This is a genomic window from Paenarthrobacter aurescens, from assembly GCF_025421775.1.
GTDB lineage: Bacteria > Actinomycetota > Actinomycetes > Actinomycetales > Micrococcaceae > Arthrobacter > Arthrobacter aurescens_B.
This window is the reverse complement of record NZ_JAOEFX010000009.1, coordinates 63654-77311: the sequence shown is the minus strand read 5'-3', so window position 1 is coordinate 77311 and position 13658 is coordinate 63654. Positions and strand designations below refer to the sequence as shown.

Sequence of the window (13658 nt, the reverse complement as noted above, 5' to 3'; positions counted from 1 at the left end):
CCGCACGGAGATCCGTGGGCTAGTCTGCTTGGACGGCCTGCCTGGCGGGCCGGATTTTCCAGAGATTCGTAAGACGTTGATGAGGAGCACCATGGCTGGCCACACATATAGCGTTTCCGAAATTGTAGGAACTTCCACCGAAGGCGTTGACGACGCGATCAAGAATGGCATCGCAACAGCCTCCCAGACACTGCGGAACCTGGACTGGTTTGAGGTCAAGGAAATCCGCGGCCACCTCGAGGACGGCGCAGTGGCCGACTGGCAGGTCACCATCAAGCTCGGTTTCCGCCTGGAGCGCTGAAACCCTTTCCGCACTCCGCGGGATGACAGTTAATGCCGATGTTTCAGAGGAACATTGGCATTAACTGTCATCCCGGCGGGCGGGTTCCGGTGCTTCGACGGGTGCGGTGGTCACCTCGCCAAAGCTGCTCAGCAGCATCAAAGCGTCCGACGACGGCGAACCGGCCTTCGCGGAATAGACCCGGAGGAGCTGGTCGGGGTCGTCCGGGAGACTCAGCGTTTCAAAGTTCAGTTCGAGGTCCCCAACCACCGGGTGGTGCAACCGCACTGTTCCTGCGGAGCGCGTGGCTACCCTGTGACCGGCCCACCATTGGCGGAAGTGATCGCTGTGCACGGCGAGTTCGCCCACGAGTTGGTTGGTCTGGGGGTCATTCGGATGGCGACCCACGTCCATGCGCAGTGCCCCAACAGCCTCGGCGGCCACGGTCTTCCAGTCCCTGAACAGTTGCCCCGCGATGGGGTCCAGGATGATCCAGCGTGTCAGGTTCCGCTCATTGGCCGGTAGTTCGGCGAAGTCGGTGAAGAGCAGGTGGGCCATCCGGTTTCCGGCCAGCACGTCAGCACGCCTTCCCAACACCATTGCGGGTACGTCTCCGACGGCGTCCAGCAACTGCCGTAGCGCAGGCCGCACCTTTTGCGCGGGGCCGGGGTTGCCGGCCGAGCTGGCGCAGTGCTCCAGAAGATCCATCATGTGTGCTTGCTCCCCGGCGTCCAGCCGCAATGCCCGCGCCACGGAGTCAAGGACAGCCTTGGACGGGTGGATGTTGCGGCCTTGTTCCAGGCGCGTGTAGTAGTCGGTGCTCACTCCGGAGAGCCGCGCAACCTCTTCCCTGCGGAGCCCAGGCACCCGACGGGAACCGCTGGACTCCTGTGCCCCGGCGTCCTCGGGTGAGAGGCGGGCACGCATGACTTTGAGGAACTTACCGAACTCGGCGCTTTGACCCATCCGTCCATTCTGCCGTTCACGGCGTGTGAAAGACCACCATTGTGGGTAGGACTACCAGACCTAGGAAAAACAGGATCACGCTGGACTGCTGACTCTGCCGCCAAAACTGCATAGGCTCAGTACAGAGCCTCCGAAAACGCTTTCTGAGAATCGCCAGCGTGGAGAGTCACCGCCATACCCATCCCGTCGAAGGAGACCGTCATGCCAGAGCTGACATTAAATAACGGCGTCACCATCCCCCAGCTCGGATTCGGTGTCTTCCAAGTACCTGCGGACCAAACGCAGAAAGTAGTGGAAGACGCCTTGGAAGCCGGCTACCGCCACATCGACACCGCGGCGGCGTACCGTAACGAGGCAGGGGTCGGCGCTGCCATCGCGGCATCCGGGATCCCCCGCGAAGAACTTTTCATCACCACCAAGCTTCGAAACGGTGAGCAAGGCGAGGCACATGACGCGTTCCAGCGCAGCCGGGACGCCTTGGGCCTTGATGTCGTCGATCTCTACCTCATCCACTGGCCGGTCCCATCACAGGGCCTCTTCACGCAGGCGTGGAAGGAGATGGAGAAGCTTTACCAGGACAAGCAGATCCGGGCCATCGGCATCTCAAACTTCCTCCCCGATCACGTGGACACGCTGCTGAAGGAAGCGGACGTAGTGCCGGCCGTCAACCAGATTGAACTCCACCCCACGTTCCAACAGGCCGAACTCGCCAACAAGTGCCGCGACCTCAGCATTGCCGTGGAGGCATACAGCCCGTTGGGCCAGGGCAAGGACGTCAACGCCGAGCAAGTGGCACTGGTGGCCGCGGCGCACGGCACAACTCCTGCACAGGTGATCCTGGCGTGGCACCTCGCGCAGGGAACCATCGTGATACCCAAATCGGCGGATTCGACGAGAATGCGCGAGAACTTCGGCGCGGCCGATCTTACCCTCACCGAATCCGAACTGGCAGCCATCACGGCCCTCGAGGCGGGCGCCCGCATTGGCTCCGATCCCGCCGTCGCCGCCTTCACCCAGCTCTAAGAAAAGGACAAACATGCAGTACACCCACCTTGGCCGCTCCGGCCTGAAAGTTTCACGTCTCTGCCTGGGCACCATGAACTTCGGCCCGCAGACGGACGAGGCAACAGCCCACTCGATCATGGATTCCGCACTGGATTCCGGCATCAACTTCTTTGACACCGCCAACGTTTACGGCGGAGTCGAGCACCGTGGCTGGACCGAGGAAATCATCGGCCGCTGGTTCGCGAAGGGCGGCGAGCGCCGGGAGCGGACCGTTCTGGCCACCAAGCTGTACGGCACCATGACAGACCGTCCAAACGAGTCCAAGTTGTCGGCCCTGAACATCCGCCGCGCCCTGGACGCGAGCCTGAAGCGGCTGCAGACGGACTACATCGATATCTACCAGTTCCACCACATTGACCGCGATACGCCGTGGGACGAGATCTGGCAGGCAATCGAGGTAGCTGTCCAACAGGGCAAGATCCTGTACTCGGGCAGCAGCAACTTTGCCGGCTGGCACATCGCCCAGGCACAGGAAGCGGCCCGCAGGCGGAACTACACAGGGCTGGTCAGCGAGCAGTCCATCTACAACCTCTTCAGGCGTGAGCTGGAGCTTGAGGTCATTCCCGCCGCCCAGCAGTACGGTCTGGGCTTGATTCCCTGGTCGCCGCTGCAGGGCGGGCTGCTGGGTGGCGTGCTGAAGAAGGAAGAGCAGGGCGTGCGCCGCGCAGAGGGCCGGGCACTGGAAACCCTCAAAAAGCACGAGGACCAGATCCGCCAGTACGAGGATTTTGCGGACGAACTCGGCCACGCACCCGGCGACGTCGCCCTCGCCTGGCTGCTCCACCAGCCTGCCGTGACGGCACCGATCGTCGGTCCGCGCACCCAGGAGCAGTTGGATGCCGCCATCCGTGCACTCGACGTCACGTTGAACGAGGACGCCCTCAAGCGGCTCGACGACATCTTCCCGGGCCACCGCCCCGCCCCCGAAGATTACGCCTGGTGAGCAGCCTCCTCCCCGGCAGTTTTGGAGAAGCAGCAGACACCGTCTCGCCACGGAACATTCTGTTCATTGGCGGGACAGGGGTCATCAGTGCGGCGGCGGCCGAACGCGCCGTCGCACTGGGCCACCGGCTGACCATCCTCAACAGGGGCCGGTCAGCCGGGCGGCCGGTCCCCGATGGCGCGGAAGTGTTGCACGCGGACATCCGCGATCCCCAGGCTGTGCGTGAGGTACTTCGGGGAAGGGAGTACGACGCCGTTGCGGACTTTATTTCCTTCACACCTGACCAGGCGCTGGCTGGCTTGGAGATGTTCCGGGGGCGGACAGGACAGTACGTCTTCATCAGTTCCGCTTCGGCGTACCAAAAGCCCCCAACAACACTTCCCATCAGGGAGTCGACTCCACTGAAGAACCCGTTCTGGAAGTACTCACGGGACAAGATCGCTTGCGAGGAGCTGTTGTTCGAGGCTTATCGTGAGCAGGACTTTCCTGTGACCGTGGTGCGCCCTTCCCACACTTACGACCGGACCAAGATCGCCATGGTGGGCGGTTGGACCGACATCCACCGCATGCGCGCCGGGATGCCGATCATGGTCCATGGGGATGGGACTTCACTGTGGACGCTGACCCATAGCCGTGACTTCGCCAAGGCCTTCGTTGGCCTCCTGGGCAGGCCGCAAGCCGTGGGCGAGAGCTACACGATCACCTCTGACGAGTTCCTCCCGTGGAACCAGATTTACCGCTTGTTTGCCCGTGCGGCCGGTGTACCTGAACCCGAGCTGTTCCATGTTTCCTCAGAGACCATCGCAGCCCACAGTCCGGAGCTCGGCCCCAACCTGCTGGGCGACCGCTCGCACTCCGTGGTGTTCGATAACTCCAAGATCAAAGCGCTGGTACCTGATTACCGGGCCACGATTCCGTTCGCGGACGGTGCCAGGGAGATCGTGGCGTGGCATGATCAGCATCCTGAGCTGCAAGTGGTGAAGGAAGACTTTATGGAGCTCAGCGACCGGCTTTATGAAAGGAACCTACGCCCATGACACGCGCCCCACTCATCGAACTGAACGACGGCAACCACATCCCCCAGCTCGGGTTGGGCACGTGGCCCCTGAACGATGCCCAGGTTGCTGAAGCCGTGGTGGAGGCGGTATCCCACGGTTACCGGCACATCGATACTGCGGTGAAGTACGGCAACGAGAAGGGTGTGGGCAACGGCATCCGCGACTGCGGGGTGGATCGCGCGGAACTCTTCATCACCACCAAACTGGACGGCACTTACCAGGGTTCCGGAAAGGCTGTCGCCGGGCTGGACGGCTCATTGGAACGTCTGGGGCTGGACTACGTTGACCTGCTCCTGATCCATTGGCCGCTCCCCCGCCGCGACGAGTTTGTGTCCACATGGAAGACCTTCGAGGAACTTCAGGCTTCGGGCAAGGCGCGCTCCATCGGCGTCTCCAACTTCAAACCGGCGCATCTTGACCGCTTGTTCCGGGAAACAGACGTCATTCCGGCCGTCAACCAGATCCAGGTCAGCCCTTCCATCCCCCGGTCGGTCGCCCGGGCCTTCAACGAGCAGCACGGCATCGTCACGGAGTCCTACAGCCCTCTGGGCGCCAGCAGCGATCTCCTGAATGCTCCAGTTCTGGCTGGTATCGGCGAAAAGTACGGAAAGACGCCTGGCCAGGTGGTTCTTCGCTGGCACGTCCAACAGGGACTCGTCGCGATTCCCAAGACCGCCAATCCGCAACGGATGAAGGAGAACCTGGACGTTTTCGACTTCGAGCTGGACCAGGACGACCTCGTCAAGCTGCAAACCCTCGATGGCGGACCGGACGCGGGCGTCGACTCCGACGTCCAGGGGCACTGAGCATGGAAACCCTGATCTGGGTCGGCTCCTACACGGCCGACAGGAATGGCAACGGCAAGGGCATCACGGCGCTCTGGGCTGAGGATGATGGCCAGCTGACGTCCGTCGGCTTGGCCATCGAGGCCAACTCTCCGTCGTTCCTCGCGCTGCACCCCACAAAGCCGGTGGTCTACGCCGTAGCCGAGGAAGGCAAAACCGTGCGGGCATATCACCGGACGGGCAACGCCGGGCTGGAGCCTTTCGGCGTTCCCTGGCCGGCAGGCGATGCCACGTGCCATGTCGCAGTGGATCCGCAAGGCCGCTTCATCGTGGCCACCTGTTGGGGCGACGGTCAGGTTGTTCTTTACGAACTGGACCCCGACGGCGCCATCACCTCGCGCACCAGTGCGGCAGCCGCCGTCGACCCCCACTCCACAGCACCCGTCGACGCTGGGCGACCCAGCCGCGCGCATTCCAGCCTGATGCTCCCCGACGGCCGCGTGATGACGACGGACCTCGGCCATGACCTGGTCCGTGTGTGGAAGTATGCGCCGGGTGAGGGCTTGCAGCCGGACCATCAGGTGATCCTGCCGAGAGGTTCGGGCCCCAGGCACATGGCACGCCACCACAGCGGGACAGTCTTCGTGGACACGGAGTACTCGGTGGAGGTGGCTGCGATCCGCATGCAACCGGACGGCACATACGAGCTCACCGGCATTGTTCCGGCCAGTATCAACAAGGCCTCCGACGGCGACTCCGGAGCGGAGATTGCGCTGTCGCCGGATGGCCGCTTCGCCTATGTGGGAGTGCGGGGATCCAACCGCATTTGCGTGCTGACCGTATCCGGGGACGGGACGGAGGTCGAGCCCCTCGCGGACGTTCCGTGCGGCGGCGACTGGCCGCGCCACCACTTGGTCCGCGAAGGCTGGCTGTACGTGGCCAACGAAGGTTCCAACGACGTCGTGAGTTTCACACTGGACCCGGAAACCGGGCTGCCGGACGGCCCGGTGGGCCGTGTGGAGACGGGGTCGCCCAGCGTGCTGGTTCCCGCCGGTTAACTGACGCCGAGATGGCACTTAATGACAATCATCCGCTCAGACATTGTCATTATTTGCCATCTCGGCGAGTCTTTTCAGGCGGCCCAGACCTCGACGTCGTCCGTGCCGCAGATCAACTTGCGGCCCGTCGGTTCGAGGACAACCCAGAGCAGCTCCTGGTGCTTGGAAACATCGTCGACGCGACCCGTGCCGGCGCCCCACGCGACGTCGTAAATCCACACGGGATCGCCGGAGCTGAGCTCGGACCACTCCCCGGCCGGGACATGCCGATAGTCAGCAGGCCGGTTCAGGATGGAGCTGGTCACGCTGAAACTTCAGCGGCAGTGCGGCGCCGCCAGACGGTGGGTACACCATCGTGCGCCGGCAGGACATGGCCTTCAGCGAACACCTGGACCGCATCCGGATCGGAATCCGGGCTCCACAGGCCCGACGCCGGGCAGTGGGAACCGGTAGGCATGACGCGGGTGGCTCGTTCGCGCAGGAGGGCGATGCTCTTCATCGTTGAAACTCATCCTTGGGTAGATCGGGGCACTGCGTGGTGTGAAGCAGATCTCTTCAACCCTATGCAAGTCGCACGGCGATCGTTATGGACAGTTGCATAGCGTTTCGTAGCCCTGCCATGCACAAGCACAGTGAGAATTCCGCACGACATCGGCTAGGCCCCTCCGGTAACCCACGTTGATCGCAGTTGACGCCGTTTGGGCTCTCAGAACGGCGTCAACTGCGATGCAGATGTGGTTACTCGTAGCTCAGGCTCAAGAGCAGGCTCTTCAGCTGGGCGTACTGCGTAGTGTTCATCCAGGCCTTGGCTGCTTCGGGCGTTGCAAAGGCAGGGTTCTTGGTGGAATCGAACTGCACGTAGGCGCTCATGATGCCGTTGGGAACACGGACCTGGTTGGTCCCCGAGGAACTGATGCCGGCCTTGAGCTCCGAGGACTTTCGCACATCCATGATGTAGGTCGGAGGGCCTTCAACAGGTCCCGTTCGGGGTGAGGGCATTCCCTCGTAGGGAGGCCCTTCGTAAGGAATGTACTGCGACTGGTTCGAAGAGAAACCGAACTCCACAAGCTCACCCGAATTATCCCGAACACCGGGAACCACTGCCCTGTCGAGGATGGTTCGGTCCACCAAACCCGCGGTACCGTCGCCATAGTTGCCGTTGAATATCACGGCGAGCTCAGTGCCTGCATTGTCCAAGACCCTGGCGATGGTGGACGCGGCTTTATCCGCCTCCGTGGCATATGGCCCCTGCTCCGTCTTCACGCTCCAGCCATCAGGAAGAGCGAAGGAGAGGTGCCCATCGGGGAAGGTGAACCTTTGGGGGATCGCCACCGGCGGCTGCGTTGGAGCAAGTGTCGGCGCCGCCGCCGGAACGGTGGGAACCGCGGGCGGGGTAGTCACCGGCGCTGCCACTGTGGGCGTTGGCGAAGGTGTCGCCGTGGGGGTGGGTGTTGGGGTGGTTGAAGCACTCGGCGTGGGCGTCGCTTCGGTGGAGTTGACGGTCACTGCCGGCGCGGGCGCGGTTGTGAGCGGGCCGAAGTTGGCCGCAACCAGGACTCCTGCCGTTACCGCCGCGGCACCGAGCAGCAGCCCGCCCGCGATCCGGACCTTCCGACGCCTGCGGTCCGCCAGGGACACCACTCCGGCTGTTGGGTGGCTGTCGCTGAAAACCCGTGGACCGGTGAGCATACGCGCCAAGGCTTCTTCCGAATTGACCTCCGTTGGCTCGTTCGCAAGCGGGTCGATCGCGGAAATCTGGCTCTTGATCGAATCCATCTCAGACTCCCATCTTCTGTGTAGTCGTTTCGGCACCGGCAGGCATCTGTTTCCGGAAGGCTGTCCGCGCCCGGTGCAGCCGGACCTTGGCTGCGGATTCACTGCACTGCAGCACCCTCGCGATGTCAGTGGTACCCAGGCCGTCCCAGTAAGCCAGCTGCAAAATGTCGCGGTCCTGCACCCGCAGGCGATCCATCGCATCCTGTACCGCGACGTTTTCAGAGTCATCGCCGTAGCGTTCCACCGCCGTCGTGCGCAGCTTCTCCTGCAGTGCCAGCTGCCGATCGCGGCTGCGGTAAGCATTGCCCACCAAGTTGCGCGCAACGGTCAGCAAGTAGGCGAGATCGGGCCGGGCATCATCCGACCACTTTTGCCAGACGACCCGGAAAACGTCAGCGGCGATCTCTTCAGCCATCTCTGCCGATTCCACGCGTCGGCGTACGAACCTGAAAACGGATGGATAGCTGTCTTTGTGAATGGCGATGAACGCCAATTCGCGCTCTGAAAGCACGATTTTCCCCCTGGTATTTAGAGCCCTGAACTGCAGGATACTTGTATAGTTTCCGGCCGGGCCGCCACGGTTACAGGTGCTGGCAGGTTTCTTCAAACGCCCGCGATAGATTCAAGTCACAGACCCCCGAGCGAAAGCGTGGCACAACAATGGTGGAAACAGGACCCGCTGCAGACTGGGCCCGCAAGCAGGTAGACCTGGGGCGGGTGCCGGTCGCTGTGCTCGGCATCGCCTCGAGCCAGGGCATCGAGGACATTGTGGCGTTCGGGACCGACGGCGGCAGGCAAGCCACAACCGACGACCACTTTGCGTTGTTCTCAGTCACCAAACCGGTCAGTGCAATGACCGTCATGCGTCAGGTGGAGCTCGGGAAGTTGTCGCTTGGCTCTGCGCTGAGTGACGTACTGCCGGGTTTCGGCGCGGGCCGCACGGACAACGTGACGCTCGAACACCTGCTGAGTCACCGCTCCGGGATTGCAGATCCAGCGCTCGACGGCGGCACTCCCCTTCGCGAGGACCTCACCTCCGCAGAGCAGGCCTTCTATGCGGGTTCACTGGTCCAGTACTGCAACATCGCCTTCGAAGGGGCCGCCGCGATGGCAGAGTGGGCTGACGGGCGCCCGTTCGAGGAACAGCTCCTGACTCTGGCAGCGGACACTGGAGCTCAAGGCCTCACCTTCGACACCACCTGCAATCCGCACACGGTCCACGGCACCGAGGGGCCAGGTCTTAACGTGGAGGGAATGTATCGGAAAAAGCATCCCGGCGCCGGGCTGTTCGGCACAGCCACTGACCTGCTCAACCTGGGCTCGGAATTGCTGAGGGATTCCGGCACGGCTGTGCAGCCGGCAACCCTCGCTGCCATGCGTCGAGCCCGCACCACCGAGGTTTCCCACATCACCACCCGGCCAAAGCCCCTGCGCCATACCGGACTTGGGTTTCAGTTGCCCGCCAACCAGTCTGAGCTGCTGGCGCACGGAATCTATGGCCACCCTGGCTGGGCGGGAACAGAATGGTGGATGCTCCCCGAACAGGACCGCTGCGTGGTGTTCCTGACCAACGTCCTGGGCACTCCGGACCTCGGCGTGGACACTACCGAGCTGTTCAACGCGGTGGCAGCCTCCTAGGCTCCGGCCCTGACGGTCCGGCCGCGCATCGCGGACACGGCCCACACCAGCACGAACATACCCACCAGGATCAGCCCGGCATCGCCAAGGTCGATGCCAGCGAGCCAGGTAGTCAGCGGATCGCCCAGTTCAAAGGCCGAGTTGATGAATCCGCCGAGCGTGATCACGGCGATGAACAATGCCGAGACCGCAGAAATGCCGGTAATCACGGCGTTGAAACCGAGCTTCCGCCGCGGGTTGTGGATGGCGGATTTGTACATCTTCATCATCGCCACGCCGTTGATCGAATCGCACAGGGTCATGGCCGCTGTGAAAGCGAGAGGCAGGGCCATCAAGGCGAGCGGCGAAACTCCGGCGAGTGACGCCGTCGTCGTGATGACCAGCAGCCCAATGGTGGTGGCGGTGTCGAAGCCAAGCCCGAACAGGAAACCGATCACGTAGATGTTCCTGGGCCGTTCCACCTTGGACAGCGGCTTGGCGAGGAGGCGGGCCACGAAACCCTTGGCCTCAAGGTCGTCGGGACGCACCTCGCCGCCGGCCTGAACGTTCCGGTAAACCTGCGTTGCGCGGATGAACGCGGAGCCGTTGAACAGACCCATCGTCAGCAGGAACAACCCCGACACGCCACTGCCGATCAGGCCCAGCACCTTGTTTCCGGTGGTCCCGTCCTCCATGAACTGCCCGATCAGCGTCGCACCGGCCACCACCAGCAGGCCCGCCAGGATCACCACGGAGCTGTGGCCCAGGCTGAACGCGAACCCCACGCTCACGGGGTCCTTGTGCTGTGCCACGAACTTGCGTGTGGAGTTGTCGATCGCGGCGATGTGGTCCCAGTCGTAGCTGTGCTTGATGCCGGCCACATACGCGGTGATCACCAGCCCGAGCGCGAGCGGTTGCGCGGCACCCGCTGTTCCAGCAAGCAAGAGCACGACGGCGGCAACGTGCAAAGCGGCGACAGCACCGAACGTGAACAACAGCCGGGTCCGCAGGGACAGCGTTTCCCGCTCCCGGTACATGGTGGCGAACTCGGTCAGCGCAGTCATTAATACTTCCTCAGGTTCAAGGGTCCCTGGCCGTACCAGCGTTCCCGAAGGACACCGGTGCAGGCACCCAGCAATGTATTGAGTTCCTCAGTGCTGTTCGACAACGATCGCAGCACGAGCCCACAGGTCCCGGCAATAGCCGCCGTCAAGGAAACGCCCGTGTAGGCGTCAAAATCCCGGGCCATTTGGTCCAGCTCATCGGCGAGCGCCTGATCCACCCGCGGATCCACCACCACCAACGACCCCAGATGGCTGTAGCCTTCCATGAACCCCATCCCGGTCACGTCGTTGACAGGTGGGCGAATCAGGAGGTTATCGAGCGCCAACAGCTTCGAACCGTCTCGGGTTTCAACATGGATCTCATTCCGCAGCCGCACTTCTTCGTATTTGAAGGATGCACCGTCCGGCGACCACCCCGGAGTGATGACCTCGGCCATGACAAGGCTCGACGTCGGGTGGAGGCTGAGGTGCGAATTCTGCCGATAGCTGGCCTCCCGGTAGGCAATCAATTGGTCAGGCATCAGCTCCAACCGCGAGCCCTCCCCCAGCCGGACACTCATCCGCTGCTCAGCAAACGACCCCGGTGTCCGATAAATCTTGGTGGCCGATTGCGTGGTCAACAGCAGCTCCGCCCCCGCCTCGACCTCCACCTCAATGAGAAACAAATCCGCCCCAAGGTACGCCCCGCCAGGGTTGACCATGACGTAGCAAACCTGCCCGGACCCATCAAGATAATGCGGCCTCAGCACCCTCAAAGCGCCCTCATGAAACTGCCGCAAAGCAACGGACCGCCCACCCCGCAAAGAAACCCCAAGCTCCAACCGCCCCCGCACCTCCCGCTCCAAAGAAGCCAACGCGGAGCCGGGCCCCACGTTTTCCCGAGTGACCGAACCGACGACAGGAACCTGCACCGGCGTATTCATAGGCTGTGGCCTTCAGGTGACTCGACCGCAGAGGCGGCGGAGCCGGGGATAAGGGGCCGCGGCGTGGCGGGCCTCGTGGGGGGCCCACTGCCGCGAGGGCCCCGACTTGAGCTTGCGAGAGTTGGGAGCGGCTGGGGACGGGCACGGCCCCTTATCCCAGGCGTAGCCGCCAGACCCGGCGCCGCCGTAGCCGCGTTGATCACTGCGCCAAGTCGAGCATCAGGACGTCCCGCCGGATCCAGTTGAGGACTGCGTCCAACCCTTCGTCCGTCTTGAGGTTCGTGAAGCAGAACGGCTTGTTTCCGCGGAATTCCTTGGAGTCCCGCTCCATGACGGCAAGATCTGCCCCTACGTGGGGTGCCAGGTCGGTCTTGTTGATGATGAAGAGGTCGGATTTGATCATGCCTTGGCCGGCTTTGCGGGGGATCTTCTCACCTTGGGCGACGTCGATGATGTAGATGGAGAAGTCCACCAGTTCGGGGCTGAAGGTGGCGGAGAGGTTGTCGCCGCCGGATTCGACGAAGATGACTTGGAGGTCGGGGTGCCGCGTCTTGAGTTCTTCGATGGCCGCAGTGTTCATGGACGTGTCTTCGCGGATGGCGGTGTGGGGGCAGCCGCCGGTTTCAACGCCGATGATCCGGTCTTCGGGGAGGATGCCGTTGGCGGCCAGGATTTTGGCGTCTTCGATGGTGTAGATGTCGTTGGTGATGGCGGCCATGGAGATGTCGCCGCTCATGTGCCGGGTGATACGTTCCACGAGCTGGGTTTTGCCGGCTCCGACAGGTCCGCCGACGCCGATCTTGATGGGTTCTGACATGTTTTCTGTCCTTTGCACTAGCTAACTCATGAACATGCGGGCGCGTTGCCGTTCGTGCCGCATTTGTGAAATTTCAAGTCCGGGGCTGACGGCCCCAAAGTCGTCCCAGCACAGCTGTGCTATATCGTCGACGGCGGCAGCAACGGCGTCGCGCGCGTGGCGAAGTACCCGCTGCCCGGCGTTCTGCCCCAGCGGGATGGCGCGCACGGCGTTCTGCGTCAGCGAAGTCACTGTGGCAAACAAATACGCAGAGAGCGCCGCCTCAAAGGGGACCCCCAACGACCGCGCGATCACCCCAAAAGCCAACGGCTGATGCCCCGATGCACCACCCCCACGAACCAGTTCCCGATAGTCGGCCAACTCCCCTGACGGAAACACCTCAGCACCGATCTCCAACAACCGTCCCCCCATTTTCAAAGAAGCCTCCCGAACCTCCCGAGCCAACAACTGCCCTGAAAGAACAGAGTCCAACAGCCCAACCCCCACCCCCTCATACAGGAACCGCAGAGCCAACCCATCCGAATAGGTCAACTGCTGCCCCACAAAAGCGGAAAGCCAAACCCCAAACGACCCCTCATCAGTAACCAACTCACGATGTATGTAACTCTCAAACCCCAAAGAATGAGCAAAAGCGCCCGTAGGCAAAGCGGAGTCAGTCAACTGTTGAAGAGCCAGCTGATATGTCGCACTCAAAGCGCACCCCGCTGGAACTGGGCCCGAGAAGCGGAGGCGGGTGATAGGGGCCGCGGCGTGGAGGGCATCGCGAAGCGGGCACGGCCCCTATCACCCGCCGGAGGCTTGCCAACCCCAAAAGCCAGCACCGGAATTTGCCTAGTGCGAATGCTCAGCATGGCGGAACGGCACCGGCATGACCCGCTCTTGCCTGTCGTAGGGGACGCCGACGCTCTTCAGATAGTCCTCCACGGTGTGGTCATACTGGCAAACCATCACTTCGGCCCTGTACTCAGACGCAGCGTCGAAGAACTGCGCCTGCAGGTGGCGGTTGCCCAGCGAGTGGGCCACGACGCCCATTTCGTGGATGCTCCGCGGCGCGATGACGAGGACGTCCGTGGGCAGCACGGAGATGACGATGAGGTTGTTGTCACCGACGGCGAGGATGTCGCCGTCGCGGAGATCGCCGGTGCCGGTGGGGAGGCGGATGCCGAGTTCTTTGCCGTGGTCGGTGGTGACGCGTTGGATGCGTTTGACCAGCAGGGCGCTGGGGAGGACCACTTTTTCTTTGTGGTGGCCGGCGTAGTCGTTGGGCTGTTCGTGGAGGTTGCCCAGGATTTTTTCGATGATCATG

Annotated in this window: 17 protein-coding genes; 7 read left to right on the top strand and 10 right to left on the bottom strand. The window is 62.8% G+C overall.

Translation table 11 applies throughout. The annotated features are described in order from the left end of the window. Window positions 1-91 precede the first annotated feature (91 nt). Entirely contained in the window at window positions 92-301 is a 210-nt protein-coding gene (locus tag N7568_RS18250; protein WP_011773002.1) for a dodecin, read from the top strand. Window positions 302-361: 60 nt separating this feature from the next. Here the strand turns inward: N7568_RS18250 and N7568_RS18245 are convergent, their stop codons facing one another. After that, window positions 362-1246, bottom strand: coding sequence for a helix-turn-helix transcriptional regulator (locus N7568_RS18245; protein WP_261611193.1), 885 nt, complete (start codon window positions 1244-1246; stop codon window positions 362-364). A 201-nt stretch (window positions 1247-1447) separates the two neighbouring features. Here N7568_RS18245 and N7568_RS18240 point away from each other — a divergent pair, with 201 nt between their 5' ends. Genes N7568_RS18240 through N7568_RS18220 form a run of 5 tightly spaced genes read left to right on the top strand, consistent with a single transcriptional unit; the run spans window position 1448 to window position 6155 of the window. Next, entirely contained in the window at window positions 1448-2269 is an 822-nt protein-coding gene (locus N7568_RS18240; RefSeq protein ID WP_261611192.1) for an aldo/keto reductase, read from the top strand. A gap of 13 nt (window positions 2270-2282) precedes the next feature. Next, entirely contained in the window at window positions 2283-3254 is a 972-nt protein-coding gene (locus N7568_RS18235; RefSeq protein WP_253465660.1) for an aldo/keto reductase, read from the top strand. Continuing rightward, the gene (locus tag N7568_RS18230; protein ID WP_261611191.1) at window positions 3251-4291 is read left to right on the top strand and encodes an NAD-dependent epimerase/dehydratase family protein; all 1041 of its coding nucleotides are present in this window, start codon (window positions 3251-3253) and stop codon (window positions 4289-4291) included. The genes N7568_RS18235 and N7568_RS18230 overlap by 4 nt, the downstream gene beginning before the upstream one ends. Then, a complete protein-coding gene (locus N7568_RS18225; RefSeq protein WP_261611190.1) occupies window positions 4288-5118 on the top strand; it encodes an aldo/keto reductase in 831 nt (276 codons plus the stop codon). Before N7568_RS18230 ends, N7568_RS18225 begins: the two co-directional genes overlap by 4 nt. Window positions 5119-5120: 2 nt before the next feature. After that, entirely contained in the window at window positions 5121-6155 is a 1035-nt protein-coding gene (locus N7568_RS18220; RefSeq protein WP_261611189.1) for a lactonase family protein, read from the top strand. 74 nt (window positions 6156-6229) lie between these two features. Here the strand turns inward: N7568_RS18220 and N7568_RS18215 are convergent, their stop codons facing one another. From N7568_RS18215 to N7568_RS18200, 4 genes are all read right to left on the bottom strand, one after another. Beyond that, a complete protein-coding gene (locus N7568_RS18215; RefSeq protein WP_261611188.1) occupies window positions 6230-6460 on the bottom strand; it encodes a hypothetical protein in 231 nt (76 codons plus the stop codon). Beyond that, a complete protein-coding gene (locus tag N7568_RS18210; RefSeq protein WP_261611187.1) occupies window positions 6457-6654 on the bottom strand; it encodes a hypothetical protein in 198 nt (65 codons plus the stop codon). Before N7568_RS18210 ends, N7568_RS18215 begins: the two co-directional genes overlap by 4 nt. 239 nt (window positions 6655-6893) lie before the next feature. Further along, complete coding sequence (locus tag N7568_RS18205) at window positions 6894-7931, bottom strand: hypothetical protein (protein ID WP_261611186.1); 1038 nt, start codon at window positions 7929-7931, stop codon at window positions 6894-6896. Between the two features lies 1 nt (window position 7932). Continuing rightward, complete coding sequence (locus tag N7568_RS18200; RefSeq protein ID WP_261611185.1) at window positions 7933-8442, bottom strand: RNA polymerase sigma factor; 510 nt, start codon at window positions 8440-8442, stop codon at window positions 7933-7935. Between the two features lie 149 nt (window positions 8443-8591). Between N7568_RS18200 and N7568_RS18195 the strand changes: the two genes are divergently transcribed. Next, window positions 8592-9569, top strand: a complete 978-nt coding sequence (locus N7568_RS18195; protein ID WP_261611184.1) for a serine hydrolase domain-containing protein — start codon at window positions 8592-8594, stop codon at window positions 9567-9569. Here the strand turns inward: N7568_RS18195 and N7568_RS18190 are convergent. The 5 genes from N7568_RS18190 to ureE form a co-directional block, all read right to left on the bottom strand. After that, on the bottom strand, window positions 9566-10612 hold the full coding sequence (locus N7568_RS18190) for a HoxN/HupN/NixA family nickel/cobalt transporter (RefSeq protein WP_261611183.1): 1047 nt from the start codon (window positions 10610-10612) through the stop codon (window positions 9566-9568). The two genes, N7568_RS18195 and N7568_RS18190, sit on opposite strands and share 4 nt — an antisense overlap. Continuing rightward, complete coding sequence (locus N7568_RS18185; RefSeq protein ID WP_261611182.1) at window positions 10612-11535, bottom strand: urease accessory protein UreD; 924 nt, start codon at window positions 11533-11535, stop codon at window positions 10612-10614. Before N7568_RS18185 ends, N7568_RS18190 begins: the two co-directional genes overlap by 1 nt. Before the next feature lie 199 nt (window positions 11536-11734). After that, a complete protein-coding gene (gene ureG, locus N7568_RS18180; RefSeq protein WP_261611181.1) occupies window positions 11735-12352 on the bottom strand; it encodes an urease accessory protein UreG in 618 nt (205 codons plus the stop codon). Between the two features lie 21 nt (window positions 12353-12373). Next, complete coding sequence (locus N7568_RS18175; protein ID WP_261611180.1) at window positions 12374-13045, bottom strand: urease accessory protein UreF; 672 nt, start codon at window positions 13043-13045, stop codon at window positions 12374-12376. Window positions 13046-13183: 138 nt separating this feature from the next. Further along, window positions 13184-13657, bottom strand: a complete 474-nt coding sequence (gene ureE, locus N7568_RS18170) for an urease accessory protein UreE (RefSeq protein WP_261611179.1) — start codon at window positions 13655-13657, stop codon at window positions 13184-13186. Window position 13658: the final 1 nt, after the last annotated feature.